Here is a 17,107-nt window from a genome sequence, read left to right as displayed (position 1 = left end):
GCGGAGTGAGGGAAGAGACGGTCGCACCCAGGATCCGAGCGCAGACTCGACGGATGAGTCGACGCCGTCCCCGCCCCCGCCCCGATTGGGTCGCCGCCCTCGAGACGGGCGACGACGCGGGACTCTTCGGCCCCGGCAGCGCCGTCTGGGCGGTGAACGGCGCGATGCCGACGATGGTCGCCGGCGTCCGCGCCCTGCTGATGCAGACACTGCACGCGGGCGCGATGGCCGGCGTGCACGACCACTCCCGCTACCGCGAGGACCCGATGGGCCGCCTCGACAACACCGTGCGCTGGGTGCTCACCACCAGCTTCGGCGACACCGCCACCGCCTCCGGAGCCGCCCGCTGGGTGACCGGAGTGCACGAGCGGATCGTCGGCACCTACCAGGACGCGGCCGACGTCGAGCGGCACTACTCGGCCCAGGATCCGCGGCTGCTGCTCTGGGTGCACGACGCCTTCACCGATGCCTTCCTCGGCGCGCACGAGCTGTGGGGCGGTCCGATCCCGGGCGGCGCCGACGCCTACGTCCGCGAGTGGGCCGCGTCGGGCCGCCTGCTCGGGGTGGAGAACCCGCCCGAGAGCGTCGCCGAGCTGCGCGAGCAGCTGGCCGGGTTCGCGGGCGAGCTGCGCCCCGACGAGCGCGTGCACGAGGCGGTCGAGTTCCTCCGGACGGTGAAGCTCCCCGGGGAGGCGGGCGTGGTCTACCCGCTGCTCTTCGCCGGCGCCACCGCCTCGCTGTCGCCCGAGGTGCGCCGCCTCCTCGGCCTCCGCCGCCCGTGGTGGCCCGCGATCACCGCGACCCGCCTGCTGATGCGCTCCCTCGAGCTGTACCTCGGCCGCGTCTCGCCCAGCGAGCGCGCGGCACGTACCCGCCTCGGTCGCCTCGCCGCGACGCGCACCGCCGCGAGCTGACCGCGGGCTCGGACTCCGCCGTTCTGCCGCGGCCCATTCCGTGCACCTCCGGCTCGCGGAATCGCTCCCGGCACGCCGGAACCGCTCGTCCCCGCGTGCCGAAGCCGCTTCCACGGGCCGAAGGTGGCGCGCGGAGCAGCCGACTGCCCGTTCGGCTCGCGGATTCACGTCCGGCACGTCGGATCGGCTCGTTTCCGCGTGCCGAACGTGGTTTCGCGAGCCGGAGGTGGTGCGGCGAGTGGCCGCGTACCCGTTCGGCTCGCGGAATCACGTCGGGCACGTCGAACCAGCTCGTTCCCGCGTGCCGAAGCCGGTCTCGCGAGCCGGAGGTGGCCCGGAGAGCGGCCGGGCACACGTTCGGCTCGCCGAATCACGTCCGGCACGTCGGAACTGCTCGATTCTGCGTGCCGAAGCCGGTTCCGCGTGCCACGGGTGATGGCGCGAGCAGCCGCGCACGGCTCCGGCACGCAGAAACGCGTCCGCACGTCGGAGCCATCGGATCCCGCGTGCCGAACCGCTTCTCGCGAGCCGGAGCCGACCCCGCACCAGTTCTCCGGGCTTTCCGAACACCTGTCCGGGAAGTGGTAGACTGCCGGAGATGTCTTCCGCTCGAGCCGCCTCTCCGCACGGAGTGGAGGCACCCGTCACCCCCGGGCCCGCGTCGGCCGATCCGCGCACGCGCCGCACCCGCCGCCGGGTCTTCGACGCGGTCGAGCGGCTCGTCATGCAGACCGACGGCGGCCGTGCCGAGGGCATCGCGGTCAGCGACATCGTCCGCGAGGCCGGCATCAGCCGCAGCTCGTTCTACTCGCACTTCGAGGACGCGGCGGCCGTCGCCTCCGCCCTCCTCCGCGAGGACCTCGTCGTCGCGGACGTCGCCGCTCCCGACCCCGCGGACCGCACCGGCGCCCGCGCGCTCCGGCGCGGCTACGTCCGCCTCGTCGACCGGCTGGTCGACCGGCACGCCTTCCACGCCCGGCTCCGCGCCCGTGCCTCAGCCCGGGTCGCCTCGGACGACGCCGTCCTCGACACCGTGCTCGCGCTCCACCGCGAGGTGCTCGCCCGCGTCGACGCCCCCGCCGGCGTCGATCCCGAGCTGACGGCGACCTTCGCGGCCGGCGGCGTGCTCGCCGTGGTCGGCGCCTGGCTCGCTGGCGGCCTCGACGGCACCGACGAGGAGCTCGTCGAGCAGCTCGTCGCCCTCCTCCCGCCCTGGCTGGCCGACGCGCCGCTGCGGGCCCCGGACTCCTCCTCCCTCCCACCACGCCCCACGATGAAAGGCACGACATGATGACATTCGAGGTCGGCGAGACCCTGGTCTACCCGCACCACGGAGCGGTGACGATCACCGGGCTCGAGAAGCGCTCGGTCAAGGGCGTCGAGAAGACGTTCATGACGATGAACGTGCACACCAGCGAGCTCACGATCACCCTGCCCGTCGAGAACGCCGAGCTCGTCGGCGTGCGCGAGATCATCGACGACGCCGGTGTGCAGGCCGTCTACGACGTGCTCCGCAGCGACGTGGCCGAGGAGGCCAGCAACTGGTCGCGCCGGTTCAAGGCCAACCAGGAGAAGATGGCGAGCGGCAGCGTCTACCGCGTCAGCGAGGTCGTCCGCGACCTGTGGCGCCGCGAGCAGGCCGGCGGAGTCTCGGCCGGCGAGAAGCGCATGCTGCTGAAGGCCCGCCAGATCCTGGTCTCGGAGCTCTCGCTCGCGCTGAAGGCCACCGACGAGGAGGCTTCCGCGAAGCTCGACGAGGTCCTCGCCTCGGCGATCTGATCCGCCCCGACGGCGCGTCCACCCTCCGGGGCGGGCGCGCCGTCGGCGTCTCCGGACCCCGGCTCGCCGCCGTCGTCAGCCGTCCTAGGCTGGTGGAGCCGGCCGGACGCGGTCGCGTGCAGGGGAGCGGACGGGAGCGCGGGTCGATGACGGCATCGGACGAGGCGATGAGCGCCGCCGCCGCGCTGCAGGAGCTGCTCGCGCAGACCGTCGTCGAGCTCGAGCTCCGCGGTGTGCCCGATCAGGCCCTCGCCGAGCTCCGCCGGCCGCGCGCGATCCTCGGCTTCCGCCGCGCGCCCGTGATGGCCCCGGTCACCCGGGCCTGGCGACTCGGTGTCCTGCTGCTCGGGCACGACGGCGACGTCTTCGCGACCGGCTCGGTCACCCGCTCCGTGGCCCCGCTGCACGCCAACAACCAGTCGGAGTCGCAGGAGGCGCGCCGGGAGATCCGGAAGGCCGCCTTCGACGGACCCTTCCAGCAGGGCGAGATCGTCAACCACGGCTGGCGCCGCCTGGCGATCGACGCCGAGAGCCTCGCCGATGGTCAGGAGCCGCTGTCGCTCCGCGGCGACCGGGTGGTGGTCCGCTGGGCGCCCGGCCTGGGCGAGCAGGGCCTCATGCCCCTCGAGCGCTACCTCGCCGACCGGCTCGACCTGCTCGAGGGGGCGTAGGAGCCGACCGCTCCGGCCGGCTCCGCCGCGTCACCCCGCAGAGTCACTCCTCTTCGGCGACCGGGTGGAACCAGGGCGGGTAGACCGCGACGCGGGGAGTGGCCCCGCTGTTCTCGAACATCGCCTTGACCTTGTTCTTCATGGTGACCGACGGCACGCCGACGACGGCGATCTCCTCGATCGGGAAGCGGTCCGGCACGAGTGCCTCGGCGCTGCGCAGCGCGGGCTCGTCGACGAGGAGCCGCGCGAAGGTGCGGACGAGCGCGTCGCCCTCGGTGAAGCGGGTGAGCACGTGCGACGCGTCGCCGTCGCTCAGCACGGGGGCGGAGGACAGCGAGCCGACCAGGACGACGAACTGCGACGCCGTGGTGGTGTGCGCGCGGGGCGACCAGTGCGGCAGGACGCGGTCGCCGCGGAGGTCGGCCCAGAGCGCGGCGTCGGGGGAGAGGAAGAACGGGACGTAGCCGGCGACGCTGACGCCGTCCTTGACCTGGACGGCGCGGCGGTGCTCGCGGGTCGTCTCGGCGCTGACGTCGACCGCGGGGCGGCCCTCGAGGTACTGGTCGGCCAGGACGGCGCCGGCGGCGACGATCGCCTCGAGGTTGTCGAGGTGGGTCACGTGGTAGATGCGCTGCGCGGTGATGTCCACCTGCGGGAGCGGCTTCTCGCGGGCGGTGCCGCGGGCGGCGGCGCGAGCGGTGGCCGCGCGGGACGTGCCGGGCACGCGCACCGGAGCCCGGGTGCGGCCCTGCGGCTCGGGGAGCTTGGCGGGGGAGCAGACGTCGCAGAGAGCGATGTCCAGACCGTGGATGCATTCTTCGGGCACGCGTGTAATCCTTCTGCGCGCGGTCTCGGGATTCCGGCGCAAGGTCGACGTTACGCGACCGCGGCGACCCCGTGCCGTCCCGGCGGTGATCCGCGGACCTCCGACGTGCCCGGCCGCGCATCGCCTGGGAGCGGGAGAGGCGCCGCCGCCCGCCCGCGTAGCGTGGTCCGGATGAAGCGCACACCCCCCGCTGAGGGACAGGAATCCGTCTGGGACTACCCGCGACCGCCCAGGGTCGAGCCGACCTCCGAGCACGTCGTGGTCCGGCTCGGCGGCGTCGTCGTCGCCGACACCCGGGAGGCGTTCCGCGTCCTCGAGACCAGCCACCCGCCCGTCTACTACCTGCCGCGCAGCGCGTTCGCCGACGGCGCGCTCGAGCCCGCCCCCGGTCGCAGCATCTGCGAGTTCAAGGGCGCGGCCTCCTACCTGACGGTCCGCGGCGGCGAGGCCGTCGCCGAGGCGGCCGGCTGGATCTACCCCGAGCCGATGCCGGGCTTCGAGCAGCTCGTCGACACGGTCGCGCTCTACCCGGGGCGGATGGACTCCTGCACCGTCGACGGGGAGACCGTGCAGCCGCAGCCGGGCGACTTCTACGGCGGCTGGATCACCTCGCGCGTGGTCGGTCCGTTCAAGGGCGCGCCGGGGACGATGTTCTGGTGACGCTCCGGCGGCTCCGGCGTAACGCCGGGTAACCGCCCGACGCGCCGCCCCCCTCCTCTGCCACGGTGGTGCCCACTGCCGGAGGGCGGGCACGAGGGAGGCGGATCATGGCACGGCACGGGCACGCGAGCGAGGACGGCTGGGGCTTCTCGACCCGGCAGCTGCACGCCGGAGCGGTCGAGGACGCGCTGCACGCGCGGCGCACTCCGATCTACCTCACGGCCGGCTTCAGCTTCGACTCCTTCGACGAGGCGCGCGACCGCTTCGCCGGCGCGGACGGCTACACCTACACCCGGGTCGGCAACCCGACCACCGACGCCGTCGAGCGCCGCCTCGCCGCCCTCGAGGGCGGCGTCGAGGCGCTCCTGGTCGGCAGCGGCCAGGCAGCCGTCTCGGTCGCGCTGCTCGCGCTCGCCTCCGCCGGAGACCACGTGGTCGCCGCCGCGAGCCTCTACGAGGGCACCCGCAACCTCCTGCTGGAGAACCTCGCCCGCCTCGGCGTCGGCGCCACGTTCGTCGAGGACGCCGACGATCCGCTCGCCTGGGCCGCCGCGATCACCCCGCGCACCCGCGCCGTCCTGATCGAGTCGATCCCGAACCCGCGCAACGACGTGGTGGACGTCCGGCTCGTCGCCGAGGTCGCGCACCGCGCCGGCGTCCCCGTGGTCGTCGACAACACCTTCGCGACCCCGTACCTCCTCCGCCCGCTGGAGCACGGCGCCGACATCGTCGTGCACTCGGCGAGCAAGTTCCTGGCCGGGCACGGCGCCGTGATCGCCGGGGTGATCGTGGACGGCGGCCGCTTCGACTGGCGCACGACGCAGTACCCGCACCTCGCCGCCGCGATCGAGCGCGGTGGCGACCCCGAGCGGGCCTTCGCCGACTACGCCCGCCACGTCGTCGCCGGCCGGATGGGGCCGACCGTCTCGCCGCTCACCGCGTTCCTGCTCGAGCAGGGGCTCGAGACGCTGTCGCTGCGGGTCCGCCACCAGTCGCGCAGCGCCCTCGCCGTCGCGCGCTGGCTGGAGGAGCGGCCCGAGGTCGCGAGCGTCGACTACAGCGGACTCGCCTCCAGCCCCTCGCACGCGCTCGCCCGCCGCCTGCTGCCGCGCGGGCAGGGCTCGGTCTTCTCCTTCACCCTGCACGGCGGCGAGGAGGCGGCGCGCCGCTTCTCCGACGCCCTCGGCCTCTTCACCCGGATGACCCACCTCGGCGACGTCCGCTCGCTCGTGCTGCACCCGGCCTCGACCACGCACGTCGGCCGCACCGCCGAGCAGCTCGAGGCCGCGGGGATCGGCCCCGGTCTGCTGCGGCTCTCCATCGGCATCGAGGACGTCGAGGACCTCCTCGCCGACCTCGAGCTCGGGCTGCGCGCCGCAGCCGTCCGGCCGCTCGTGCTGGCGGAGGCGTCGTGAGCCGGCCGCAGCACTTCGCCTGGTTCCTCTCCCGCGGCTTCGGGCCGCAGGCCTGGGGGCAGCCCGGCTGGGAGTGGGACCACTCCTGGACGACGGCGGAGGTCTACCGGCGCAGCGCCCGCGAGCTCGAGCAGGCCGGCTTCGACCTCGTCATCATCGAGGACGCGCTGTCGCTCGGGAACGCGAGCACCCTCGACCTCCGGATCCGCCGGGCCTACGGCGGACCCAAGCACGATCCCCTGCTGCTCGCGCCCTCGCTCTTCGAGGCGACGCAGCACCTCGGCGTCGCGCCGACCGTGAACCCGATGGCCTACAGCCCGTATCAGGCGGCGCGCCAGTTCGCCACGCTGCAGCACCTCAGCGGCGGCCGGCTCGGGCTCAACGTCGTCACCGACGTCGGCAGCAGCAGGCACTTCGGCCTCGAGCCGCTGCCGCACGACGGCGCCTACGACCGCGCGCACGAGTGGCTCGACTCCCTGCGCGAGCTCTGGCGCAGCTGGGACGACGGCGCGCTCATCCAGGACGAGGCGACCGGCCGCTTCGCCGACGGCGACCGGCTGCACGCCCTGCAGCACCGCGGGACGCACTACTCCTTCGACGGCCCGCTGAACGCGCTGCCGTTCGGCACCGGGTCCTCCTCGGCCGCCGCCGGCCCGGGCGAGCCGGTCATCGTCTCGCCCGGCGGCTCGCCGCGCGGTATCGACTTCGCCGGCGCGCAGTCCGAGATCCAGCTGGCCCTCGCCTCGCTCGACACCGCGACGGTCCGCGCCTACCGCGAGCGGGCTCGCGCCGCGGCCGCCGCGCACGGCCGGAACCCCGACGACCTCACGATCCTCTTCGTCTTCAAGCCGATCATCGTGTCGAGCCGGGAGGAGGCGCAGCGTCTCGTCGACGCCTCCGCCCACCCCGACGACGCGGCGCTGCTCACCGCCGCGGCCGCCTGGTCGAGCGACCTCGAGACCGATCTGACCGCGCTCGACCTCGATCGCCCGATCGACCCGTCCGTCTTCGGCGAGCACGTCTCGCGCGGCAGCATCGCCGGCCTCTACGGCGGTGCCGACGAGGACGCCCCGCTGCGCGCCCTGCTCACCGCGAAGGCGCGGCTCGGCCTGATCGCCGACCGCGGCGGAGTGGTGGGCACCGCGGAGGAGGTCGCCGACTTCGTCCAGGAGCTCGGCGACGACGCGGACAACGACGGCGTCGCGTTCTCCGGCGACTTCCACCCGGTGACGCTGCACCGGATGCTCGACGAGCTGGTGCCGATCCTGCGCCGCCGCGGGATCCTGCGGCGGGAGTACCCCGGGGGCGGTCTGCGCGGGAGCCTCGCGGAGTTCTGAGCGGCTCGGCCCGGTCGGTCTCTCGCTAGGAGTCCGCCGCCGGCCCGGCGATCAGGAACGCACGGGCCGCCTCGAGACCGGACACCTCGAGCTCCCACTCCGGGCGGCGGAAGGTGTCGGGCGTGACGCGGAACCGGACCTCCTCGACCGCCACTCCGTCGGCGCCGACCGTGCGCTGGGTGCCGTTGGGCTCGTAGCCGAGCCCGGTCGACACCCGGATCGACGCCGTGTTCCACGCCAGCGCGCTGCTCTCCGCCACCTCCGCACCGAGGTGGTCGAAGGCGAGCAGGAGGGCCGCCGCCCGCATCTCCCGGCCGAGGCCGCGGCCCTGAGCCGCGCGGGTGAGCCACGAGCCGGAGGAGACGGTGCGCCGCGCCGCGAACTCGTCGGCGAGCAGGTCCTGGCAGCCGATCACCGCCCCGTCCTCGACGATCGCGAAGGCCACGCGCCAGGAGTCCGGCCGCGTCGCCGCCCGGAGCGACCACTGGTAGCGGGCGAGATCGGCGGGCAGCTGCTCGGCGGGCACCTCGGCCCAGGCCGCGGGGAACGGCGAGCGGCCGGGCTCGTGGATCCCGGCGACGGCGGCCGCGGCGAGGGCCGGCAGATCGGCGTCGCGGACCGCGTGCAGCTCGAGGCGCGGCGTGCGCAGCACGAGGGAGAAGAGCGGCCAGGCCGCGGAGGAATCGTCCATCCGACGACGCTAGCGAAGCGGCGACGCGCGCGGGGCGCCTGCGGTACCGGTGGTGGGACTCGAACCCACAAGCCCTCTCGGACAGAGCATTTTGAGTGCCCCGCGTCTGCCATTCCGCCACACCGGCTCATCACGAGCCTGTCGAGAATACCGTAGGCTCTTCGGCGTGACAGACCAGGAAACTCCGCAGACCGCACCCCGTCGGGTCGTCGTCGCAGAGGACGAATCGCTCATCCGCATGGACATCGTGGAGATCCTCCGCGACAACGGCTTCGAGGTCGTCGGTGAGGCGGGCGACGGCGAGACGGCCGTGGCCCTCGCCACCGAGCTGCGCCCCGATCTGGTGATCATGGACGTGAAGATGCCCCAGCTCGACGGCATCTCCGCCGCTGAGCGCCTCTCGAAGGCGCACATCGCCCCGGTCGTCCTGCTGACCGCCTTCAGCCAGAAGGAGCTGGTCGAGCGTGCGAGCGAGGCAGGCGCGCTGGCCTACGTGGTCAAGCCGTTCACGCCGAACGACCTGCTGCCGGCGATCGAGATCGCCCTCTCCCGCTACGCCCAGATCCTCACCCTCGAGGCCGAGGTCGCCGACATGGTCGAGCGCTTCGAGACCCGCAAGCTCGTCGACCGGGCCAAGGGCCTGCTCAACGAGAAGATGGGCCTCTCCGAGCCCGAGGCGTTCCGCTGGATTCAGAAGGCGTCGATGGACCGCCGCCTCACCATGCACGACGTCGCCCAGGCGATCATCGAGCAGCTCAGCCCCAAGAAGTAGGGCGGCGGCGGCCCGAGGGCCGCGCCGTCACGGCCAGAGGCGGGTGCGCTCCCACGGGGAGCCGCCCGCCTCTGTCGTTCCTGCGTCCGTCGTTCCCGCAGCGTCCGTGGCGCTGTACAGCAGGCGGGTGTGGTCCTGCTCCGCCCTGGTCGAGCCCTGCCAGAACTCGATCCGCTCGGGCACGACGCGGTAGACGGCCCAGTCGCGGTCGAGCGTCGCGGGGGAGCAGGCGACGGCGACGCCGGTCTGCAGTGTCACCAGGTCGAAGTCCTCGGCGCGTTTCATCGGCTCGCTCTGCCGGCCGACCAGCAGCGCCGTGCGCGCGGCCACCGAGCGCCGCTGGAAGTCCTTCTTCGACTCCTCGGCGGACGCGCGCTCGACGCGGCCCTCCACCCGGACCTGCCGGCCCTGCACCGGCCAGAAGAAGGTCAGCGCGGCGTGCGGGTTCGCCGCCATCGCGCGCCCCTTGGGGCTGGAGGCGTGGGTCGAGAACGCCCAGCCGGCGTCGTCGATGTCGCGGAGCACGAGCACGCGCGCCGAGACGGTCCCGTCGGCGTCGGCGGTCGACAGCGTCGCGCCGTGGGGGAGGAGCTGGCCGGCGTCCTTCGCCGCCTCCAGCCACTGCCCGAACAGCTCGACCGGATCGGCCGGAGCCGCCTCCGCATCGAAGTCGGGCAGCTCGGAGGGCATGGACGGCAGGGAGCGCAGCAGATCGCGGAAGGTCACGCCCCGAGCCTAGGTCGCCCGCCCCGCGATCGCGGGGGCTTGCGGACTCGTCCCGGCCTCCTCGTCCGGAGCGGCTGACCATCGACCTGCGCCGGCTCTGTCGCGTGACGACCGGCACAGGGCGACAGCGGTTGCACCCGGTCGGATCTCGTTGCTATCAATGCCATACCAGGATGGTCGTCGGGTCTCGCTGAGATGGTCCGCCTTCTCCGATGAAGACACCGAGGCATCCGGGTGGAGAGATCATCGTTCGAGTTCGACGAGGCCCAGCGACCGCAGGTGCAAGCTTTCTCGTGCGATGTCGACGCAATGGAGCGCACGATGAAAACACTGACCAGGCCTTCCTCCGTTCTTCTCACCGCTCTCGTCTTCGCGGCCGCTGCGCTCGGGAGCGCCCCTGCTGAGGCGAGTCCACGGTCGCTGTCGGAGTCGTCGGCGGCGAGTACCGCCGAGGACAGCAGGATTGCGCTGAACGCCCTGGCTGAGCGCGACCTCCTGGCTTCCGGAGTGACGGGACCCGAGGCGGGCATCGTCGCGGACGAGTCCGCGCCCTCAGGCGAGGGGATCCACTCGGAGGGAGCGCGTGACCTCGCCTCTGAGGAACTCGACGACGTCGACGGACTGACGGTGTCCACTTCGCAGGGGTCCCTCTCGCTGGCACCGGTGACGGAGTCGACCGGCGAGGAGGTGCAGCCCGGTGTCCTCCTCTACGAGGGCGAGCACGCCGACTACGTGCTCACCAGTTCCGAGAAGACCGCGGCCGCCGCCGGCTACGTGGTCGTCAAGGGAGCGGAGGCGCCGGAGGAGTACCGCTTCGCGGTCACCGCTGCAGGCGCTGACGCGCACCTCGAGCTCACGAGCAGTGGCGGCATCACCGTCTCCGACTCGCTCGGGAACGTCGTCAACACGATCGCGGAACCGTGGGCGGTCGACGCCGACGGTGCTCCTGTCGACACCTGGTACGAGATCGACGGCGCCGTCGTCGTCCAGCACGTGCAGCACGCGGGAGCCACCTATCCCGTCGTCGCGGATCCGAGTGTGGAATGCGATGCGGCCTTCTGCACCTTTCTGCTGAGCCGTTCCGACACTCACCGTCTGGCTAGCCAGTCCGGTGCCGTGACGGTCGTGTTGGCCTTCATCTGCGGTGGCGCCAGCTGGGCGTGTGAGCTGGGGGCGGCGGTCGCGATCGATGCCGCCAATCGTGCAGAGGACGAGGGGAAGTGCGTCGGCATCCGTCATCTGCACTATGTGGCGGTGGCTTCGTTCCCCGTCAGCGAGCCCTGCAAGGAGTGATTCCGTGAGGAAGACGTCGACGACACCCGAGGCACGGTGGGGTGCACCTCGATCGAGGCTCGGCTTGATCGTCTTCACGGTGTGCCTGGTTTCGTTCTTCATCATCGGGGCGTCGTTCCCCGAGGTGCGGCACTCCTCTCCGCTGGTGACGCTTCTCGTCATGGTCCCGCTGCTGGCGTTCGTTCCCCGAGCGATTCCGCTGGTCGAGAGATCGTGGCTGCTCGAACGGACGGCTCCACGAGTGACATCTGCTTCGTACTACTCCCAGGGTGCGGTCGGGCTGGTGGGGGCGACGCTGGCGCCCCTCGTCGATTCTCAGACGCCGAACCTGGTCGCTGCGGGGCTGATGCTTCTCATCGGGTCGGTCGTCGTCGTGACCGTTCCCGCCGCGCCTTGAACGGAACGGCCAGCGTGTGAAATCGCGCACGCTCACGCGTCACCCGTCGAAATCGCCGGCCGGGGCCGGCGGCGCGGGCACGCCCCGCCGGAGCTCGTCGCCCGCCGGCCGGCGGGCGGCTCGCGCCATTCAGCTCACGTCGGGCGACAGGGCGGTACGGCTGAGGCGGGCCGCCGCTAGAACGGACGAGGCGCGGGTGCAGGACCCGTCCGCAGATGAGGGAGTCGATCGTTGCGCCCTGCGAACCGATCACGGCAGCCGACCCGGCGCGCGTCCCGGTCCCGGCTCGCGTTGCTGCTCGTCTCTGCGACCGTCGTGCTCCAGCTCATGCTGGGCGCCTGCCTGCCGGAGCTGTGGCGGACACCGCCGCTGGTGCTCCTCCCGCTCGTCGTCTCCCTCCTCGCGCTCCTGCCTCGCGCCTTCCCGGTCGTCGAGGACTCGTGGCTGCTGGAGCGCACGGCGGCGCGGCCGATGATCGTCGCGTGCTCCGCGGAGGTGGCGGTCGGTCTCGCGGGGGCGCTCCTGGCGGTCGCCGTGGACTCGCCCAAGCCCCTCGTCGCGGCGGCGGGCGCGGTCCTCGTGCTCGGCTGCGTCGTCGTCGCCGTCGTTCCCGGCGCGGGCTGAGCGCAGCGGTCAGCGCGCGTCGCGGAGGATGTTCGTGATGCGGACCGTGCTGAGGCGGCGGCCCTGCTCGTCGCGGACGACGATCTCGTGCGTGGTGAGGGTGGAACCGAGGTGGATGGCGTCGCAGGTGGCGATCACGTGGCCGTGGGTGATCGAGCGGCTGTGGCTCGCGTTCAGCTCGATGCCCATCGCGAGGCGGCCCGCGCCGGCGTGCACGTTCGCGGCGATCGAGCCCATCGACTCGGCGAGGACGACGTGCGCGCCGCCGTGCAGGATGCCGACCGGCTGGCGGTTGCCCTCGACGGGCATCGACGCGACCGAGTGCTCGGGGGTGAGCTCGTGCCAGACGATGCCCATCCGCTCGGCGAGCTCGCCCATGCCGCGCCCGATGTGCGCCTCGAGGTCGAGGGCGGGCGGGCGGACCCAGGGGGCGGCGGTCGCGGCGGCGGGGGCGGATTCGGTCACGGTGCTCCTCGTGCTGGGCCTCCCGGAGGCCCTCCGCCGACGGGCGGGACCGGGCCCGAACCGGTGTCGGAGGCGCTGTGTAGTCTTGCCCTGTGTCAGATCCGGAACAGCCTACCCTCCTGCTCATCGACGGTCATTCCCTCGCGTTCCGGGCGTTCTACGCCCTCCCGGTCGACAGCTTCCAGACCCGCGACGGGCAGCACACGAACGCCATCCACGGCTTCCTGTCGATGCTGATCCTGCTGCTGAAGAACGAGAAGCCGACGCACCTCGGCGTCGCCTTCGACATCTCCCGCTACTCGTTCCGCACCCGCGAGTACCCGGAGTACAAGGGCACCCGCGGCGAGACCCCGCCCGAGTTCAAGGGCCAGGTCCCCCTCCTCGAGGAGGCGCTGCACGCGATGAACATCCGCACCGTCTCGAAGGAGGACTTCGAGGCCGACGACATCCTCGCCACGCTCGCCCGCCAGGGCGCAGAGGCGGGCTTCCGAGTGCTGGTCGTCTCGGGAGACCGCGACACCATCCAGCTGGTCACGCCCGACGTCACGCTGCTCTACCCGTCGACCCAGGGCGTCTCGCAGCTCACCCGCTACGACCGCGACAAGGTCTTCGAGAAGTACGGCGTCGAGCCGCACCAGTACCCCGAGATCGCCGCGCTCGTCGGCGAGACGAGCGACAACCTGCCCGGCGTCGACAAGGTCGGCCCGAAGACGGCCGCGAAGTGGGTCAACCAGTACGGCACCGTCGCCGACATCATCGCCCACGCGGACGAGATCAAGGGCGTCGTCGGCGAGAAGCTGCGCGAGCAGAAGGAGAACGCGCTCCGCAACCGCCGGCTCAACCGCCTGATCACCGACGTCGAGCTGCCGCTCGGCCCGCACGACCTCGACCGCCGTCCGATCGACCCGGACGCGGTCCGCGAGATCTTCAGCCGGCTCGAGTTCCGGACGCTCCAGGAGCGCGTGCTCACGATCGCCGCCGACGAGGGCGTCGAGGGCGCGGCGGAGGCGCTCGCGGGCGACACCGTCGTCACCGCGGCCCCGGCCGTGCGGAACCTGGTCGACGAGGAGCTCGCGCACTGGCTCGCCCGCGTCTCCGCGGACGGCACCGTGCCCGTCGCCGTGCAGGTGCAGCTCGGCGAGAGCGGGCTCGAGGGCGTCGGCCTGTCGGTCGAGGCCGAGTCGGCCTTCGTGCCCTGGGCCGCGGGCCGGCCCGACTACACCGCGCTCGAGGAGTGGCTCGCGAGCGACGCCCCCAAGTACTTCGCCGATGCCAAGCCGCAGGTCAAGGCGCTGCGCCGGGCCGGGCTCCCGGTGGCCGGACTCGCCTTCGACACCCGCATCGCGGCGTGGCTCCTGCAGCCCACCGGTCACGCGGCGACGCTGCCGGCCCAGGTCCAGCAGTACCTCGACGAGGCGATGATCCAGGGGGACCCGAACCAGCTCGTCCCGACCGCCCCGCCGATCGGTCCCGCGACCGAGGCCTGGTACGCGCACCGCCTGGTCGGCGTGCAGACCGAGCTGCTCGGCGAGGGCATGCTCTCGGTGCTCGTCGACATCGAGCTGCCGATCGTGCAGGTGCTCGCGACGATGGAGCTCACCGGCGTCGCGATCGACGCCGAGGTCCTCGCACGCCTGCGCGGCGAGCTCACCGCCACCTCGGTGGACCTCGCGAACCGCGCCTTCGCCGAGATCGGGCACGAGATGAATCTCGGCTCGCCCAAGCAGCTGCAGCAGGTGCTCTTCGAGGAGCTGGCGATGCCGCGCACCCGCGCGACGAAGACCGGCTACACGACCGACGCGTCCGCCCTGGCGGACCTGCAGGAGTCGCACCCGCACCCGTTCCTCGGTCTCCTGCTCGAGCACCGCGACGCGACCAAGCTCAAGCAGATCATCGAGACGCTGGAGAAGTCGGTCGCCGCCGACGGCCGGATCCACACCAGCTACGACCAGACCGGCACCGCGACCGGACGGATCTCCTCCAACGACCCGAACCTGCAGAACATCCCGGTCCGCAGCGAGGTCGGCCGCCGCATCCGCACCGCGTTCGTGCACGGCGAGCAGGCGAGCACCCTGATCACCGCCGACTACTCGCAGATCGAGATGCGGATCATGGCGCACCTCTCCGGCGACGCCGGCCTGATCGAGGCCTTCCACAGCGGCGAGGACCTGCACCGCTTCGTCGGCGCGCGGATCTTCGGCGTCGAGCCGTCGGACGTCACCTCGGCGATGCGCAACAAGGTCAAGGCGATGTCCTACGGGCTCGCCTACGGACTGAGCGCGTTCGGCCTCTCCAAGCAGCTGCGCATCTCCAGCAACGAGGCGAAGCAGCTGATGACCGACTACTTCGTCCGCTTCGGCGCGGTCCGCGACTACCTCCGCACGGTCGTCGAGCAGGCGCGGGAGACCGGCTACACCGAGACGATCTTCGGTCGCCGCCGCCCCTTCCCCGACCTGCAGAGCGGCAACCGCGTCCTCCGCGACAACGCGGAGCGCGCCGCGCTGAACTCGCCGATCCAGGGCTCGGCCGCCGACATCATGAAGATCGCGATGATCGGCGTCCAGGCCGACATCGGCGAGAAGGGCCTGGAGTCGCGGATGCTGCTGCAGGTGCACGACGAGCTGATCTTCGACGTGGCTCCCGGCGAGGAGGACGTGCTCGAGGAGGTCGTCCGCGCGCGGATGGCCGGCGCCGTCGATCTCTCCGTCCCGCTCGAGGTGCAGGTCGGCCACGGCTCCGACTGGGACGTCGCGGCGCACTGACGTCGCGCGGCGCCCGCCGGCCCGGGCCGTTCCGGACCGCTGGCTAGGCTCGAAGGCATGACCTCCGACATCTCCCGCGAGCCCACCGCCGTCGACCTCGTCGCCGAGCGGTGGGTCGACACCCTCGTCGAGCTCGAGCCCACCCTCGGCACCTCGATCGGCCGCGCCGAGGCGAACCGCCGCCTCGGCGACCTGTCGCCGGAGGGCGTGGAGCGGGCGCGGGCGGCGACGGCCGCCGCGCTGGCCGAGCTCGAGTCCGCCGTGCCGGTCGACGCCGTCGACGCCGTCACGGTCGCCGATCTCGGCGCCGATCTGCGGCTGTCGCTCGAGGCGCACGCGGCGCAGCTGCCACTCCGCGATCTGAACGTGATCGCCTCGCCCGCGCAGGAGCTGCGCGACGTCTTCGACCTGATGCCGACCGACTCCGTGAGCGACTGGGAGGACGTGGCGGAGCGGCTCCTCGCCGTCCCGGCCGCCCTCGCCGGCTACGCGGAGACCCTCCGCTCGGGCATCGGCGCCGGAGTGACGCCGGCGCGCCGCCAGGTCGGCCTCGTCGCCGAGCAGGCGGAGACGATCGCCGGCCCGCGGGGGTTCTTCGCGGCACTGGCCGCCGACGCGGCTCCGGCCACCGGATCGCTGCCCGCATCCCTCTCGCTGCGGCTCGAGGAGGGCGCGCGTCGCGCCTTTGCGGCCTACGGCGGCCTCGCCCGGTTCCTCCGCACCGAGCTCGCCTCGGCCGCGACGGAGCAGGACGCGGTGGGCCGCGAGCACTACGCGCTGCAGTCGCGCCGCTTCCTCGGCGCTGTGGTCGACCTCGACGAGACCTACGAGTGGGGGATCGAGGAGCTCGCGCGGATGACCGCCGAGCAGGAGGCGATCGCCCGCGAGATCCTGCCCGGCGCGAGCGTCGCCGAGGCGATCGCGCACCTCGACACCGACCCCGCCCGCACCCTGCACGGCGTCGACGCGCTGCAGCGCTGGATGCAGGAGACCAGCGACCGGGCCGTGAGCGAGCTCGCGGGCACCGCCTTCGACATCCCGGACGAGCTCCGCCGCCTCGAGTGCCGCATCGCGCCGACCCAGGAGGGCGGCATCTACTACACCGGCCCGAGCGACGACTTCTCCCGCCCGGGCCGGATGTGGTGGTCCGTCCCGCCGGGCGTCACCGAGTTCGCCACCTGGCGCGAGCTGACGACCGTCTACCACGAGGGCGTCCCCGGCCACCACCTGCAGGTGGGCCAGGCCGTGTACAACCGGGCGAGCCTCAACACCTGGCGCCGCCAGCTCGCCGGCAGCTCCGGGCACGCCGAGGGCTGGGCCCTCTACGCCGAGCGTCTGATGGAGCGCTTCGGCTACCTGGACGACCCGGCCGACCGCCTCGGGATGCTCGACGGGCAGCGGATGCGCGCCGCCCGCGTCGTCATCGACATCGGCGTGCACCTGCAGAAGCGGATGCCCGGCTCCTCGGACGTCTGGACGGCCGAGTCCGCCCTCGCCTTCCTGCGCGCGAACGTCAACATGGACGACGCCTTCGTCCGCTTCGAGGTCAACCGCTACCTCGGCTGGCCCGGCCAGGCACCCTCCTACAAGATCGGCCAGCGGATCTGGGAGGAGCTGCGGGACGAGGCGAGCGCGCGCGACGGGGCGGACTTCTCGCTCGCGTCGTTCCACCGCCGCGCCCTCGATCTCGGCGGCGTCGGGCTCGACACGCTGCGCGCGAGCCTCGGCGCCGGGGCCTGACCTCCGGCGGGCCGGCGGGGACCGATGGAACCCGC

General features: G+C 72.9%; 17 protein-coding genes and 1 tRNA gene. 13 read left to right on the top strand and 5 right to left on the bottom strand.

Going from position 1 to position 17,107, the window contains the following annotated elements; genetic code table 11:
• Positions 1-53: 53 nt before the first annotated feature.
• From EDF17_RS11865 to EDF17_RS11850, 4 genes are all read left to right on the top strand, one after another.
• Entirely contained in the window at positions 54-914 is an 861-nt protein-coding gene (locus EDF17_RS11865) for an oxygenase MpaB family protein (protein ID WP_123446245.1), read from the top strand.
• 598 nt (positions 915-1,512) lie between these two features.
• Positions 1,513-2,205, top strand: coding sequence for a TetR/AcrR family transcriptional regulator (locus tag EDF17_RS11860; protein WP_123446246.1), 693 nt, complete (start codon positions 1,513-1,515; stop codon positions 2,203-2,205).
• Positions 2,205-2,693: a CarD family transcriptional regulator gene (locus EDF17_RS11855; RefSeq protein ID WP_123446565.1), complete on the top strand. Its 489-nt coding sequence runs from the start codon at positions 2,205-2,207 to the stop codon at positions 2,691-2,693. Before EDF17_RS11860 ends, EDF17_RS11855 begins: the two co-directional genes overlap by 1 nt.
• Positions 2,694-2,839: 146 nt before the next feature.
• Positions 2,840-3,364, top strand: coding sequence for a hypothetical protein (locus tag EDF17_RS11850; RefSeq protein WP_123446247.1), 525 nt, complete (start codon positions 2,840-2,842; stop codon positions 3,362-3,364).
• 43 nt (positions 3,365-3,407) lie between these two features.
• Here EDF17_RS11850 and EDF17_RS11845 read toward each other — a convergent pair whose 3' ends face one another.
• Positions 3,408-4,190, bottom strand: a complete 783-nt coding sequence (locus EDF17_RS11845) for a DarT ssDNA thymidine ADP-ribosyltransferase family protein (protein ID WP_166649661.1) — start codon at positions 4,188-4,190, stop codon at positions 3,408-3,410.
• Positions 4,191-4,361: 171 nt separating this feature from the next.
• Between EDF17_RS11845 and EDF17_RS11840 the strand changes: the two genes are divergently transcribed.
• The 3 genes from EDF17_RS11840 to EDF17_RS11830 all read left to right on the top strand — a co-directional run bounded on the left by EDF17_RS11840 (position 4,362) and on the right by EDF17_RS11830 (position 7,602).
• Positions 4,362-4,850, top strand: a complete 489-nt coding sequence (locus tag EDF17_RS11840; protein WP_123446248.1) for a DUF427 domain-containing protein — start codon at positions 4,362-4,364, stop codon at positions 4,848-4,850.
• A gap of 107 nt (positions 4,851-4,957) precedes the next feature.
• Positions 4,958-6,265, top strand: a complete 1,308-nt coding sequence (locus EDF17_RS11835) for a PLP-dependent transferase (RefSeq protein WP_123446249.1) — start codon at positions 4,958-4,960, stop codon at positions 6,263-6,265.
• Positions 6,262-7,602 (top strand): NtaA/DmoA family FMN-dependent monooxygenase, encoded by a 1,341-nt coding sequence (locus EDF17_RS11830; protein WP_123446250.1) that lies wholly within the window; start codon positions 6,262-6,264, stop codon positions 7,600-7,602. Before EDF17_RS11835 ends, EDF17_RS11830 begins: the two co-directional genes overlap by 4 nt.
• A 25-nt stretch (positions 7,603-7,627) precedes the next feature.
• Here EDF17_RS11830 and EDF17_RS11825 read toward each other — a convergent pair whose 3' ends face one another.
• On the bottom strand, positions 7,628-8,293 hold the full coding sequence (locus EDF17_RS11825; protein ID WP_123446251.1) for a GNAT family protein: 666 nt from the start codon (positions 8,291-8,293) through the stop codon (positions 7,628-7,630).
• A gap of 44 nt (positions 8,294-8,337) precedes the next feature.
• Positions 8,338-8,420 (bottom strand) — tRNA-Leu (locus EDF17_RS11820).
• A 39-nt stretch (positions 8,421-8,459) separates the two neighbouring features.
• On the opposite strand from EDF17_RS11820, the gene EDF17_RS11815 reads away from it, so the two are divergent.
• Positions 8,460-9,065, top strand: a complete 606-nt coding sequence (locus tag EDF17_RS11815; protein ID WP_123446252.1) for a response regulator — start codon at positions 8,460-8,462, stop codon at positions 9,063-9,065.
• 27 nt (positions 9,066-9,092) lie between these two features.
• Here EDF17_RS11815 and EDF17_RS11810 read toward each other — a convergent pair whose 3' ends face one another.
• A complete protein-coding gene (locus EDF17_RS11810) occupies positions 9,093-9,791 on the bottom strand; it encodes a pyridoxal 5'-phosphate synthase (RefSeq protein ID WP_123446253.1) in 699 nt (232 codons plus the stop codon).
• 234 nt (positions 9,792-10,025) lie between these two features.
• Here EDF17_RS11810 and EDF17_RS11805 point away from each other — a divergent pair, with 234 nt between their 5' ends.
• The 3 genes from EDF17_RS11805 (at position 10,026) to EDF17_RS11795 (ending at position 12,105) form a co-directional block, all read left to right on the top strand.
• Complete coding sequence (locus EDF17_RS11805; RefSeq protein ID WP_123446254.1) at positions 10,026-11,084, top strand: hypothetical protein; 1,059 nt, start codon at positions 10,026-10,028, stop codon at positions 11,082-11,084.
• Between the two features lie 4 nt (positions 11,085-11,088).
• Positions 11,089-11,481: a hypothetical protein gene (locus EDF17_RS11800; protein ID WP_133672040.1), complete on the top strand. Its 393-nt coding sequence runs from the start codon at positions 11,089-11,091 to the stop codon at positions 11,479-11,481.
• 291 nt (positions 11,482-11,772) lie between these two features.
• Entirely contained in the window at positions 11,773-12,105 is a 333-nt protein-coding gene (locus EDF17_RS11795) for a hypothetical protein (protein ID WP_123446256.1), read from the top strand.
• 9 nt (positions 12,106-12,114) lie between these two features.
• Here the strand turns inward: EDF17_RS11795 and EDF17_RS11790 are convergent, their stop codons facing one another.
• Positions 12,115-12,483 carry a hotdog fold thioesterase gene (locus EDF17_RS11790; protein WP_123446567.1) on the bottom strand — a complete coding sequence of 123 codons (369 nt, stop codon included), beginning with the start codon at positions 12,481-12,483 and terminating at the stop codon, positions 12,115-12,117.
• A 179-nt stretch (positions 12,484-12,662) separates the two neighbouring features.
• Between EDF17_RS11790 and polA the strand changes: the two genes are divergently transcribed.
• On the top strand, positions 12,663-15,332 hold the full coding sequence (gene polA / locus EDF17_RS11785) for a DNA polymerase I (protein ID WP_123446257.1): 2,670 nt from the start codon (positions 12,663-12,665) through the stop codon (positions 15,330-15,332).
• 57 nt (positions 15,333-15,389) lie between these two features.
• The gene (locus EDF17_RS11780) at positions 15,390-17,072 is read left to right on the top strand and encodes a DUF885 domain-containing protein (RefSeq protein WP_123446258.1); all 1,683 of its coding nucleotides are present in this window, start codon (positions 15,390-15,392) and stop codon (positions 17,070-17,072) included.
• The last annotated feature ends 35 nt before the right edge of the window (positions 17,073-17,107 follow it).

This window comes from Rathayibacter sp. PhB1 (genome assembly GCF_004362935.1).
Lineage (GTDB): Bacteria > Actinomycetota > Actinomycetes > Actinomycetales > Microbacteriaceae > Rathayibacter > Rathayibacter festucae.
The sequence above is the reverse complement of the archived record's forward strand: the minus strand, read 5'-3'. Positions and strand labels throughout refer to the sequence as shown.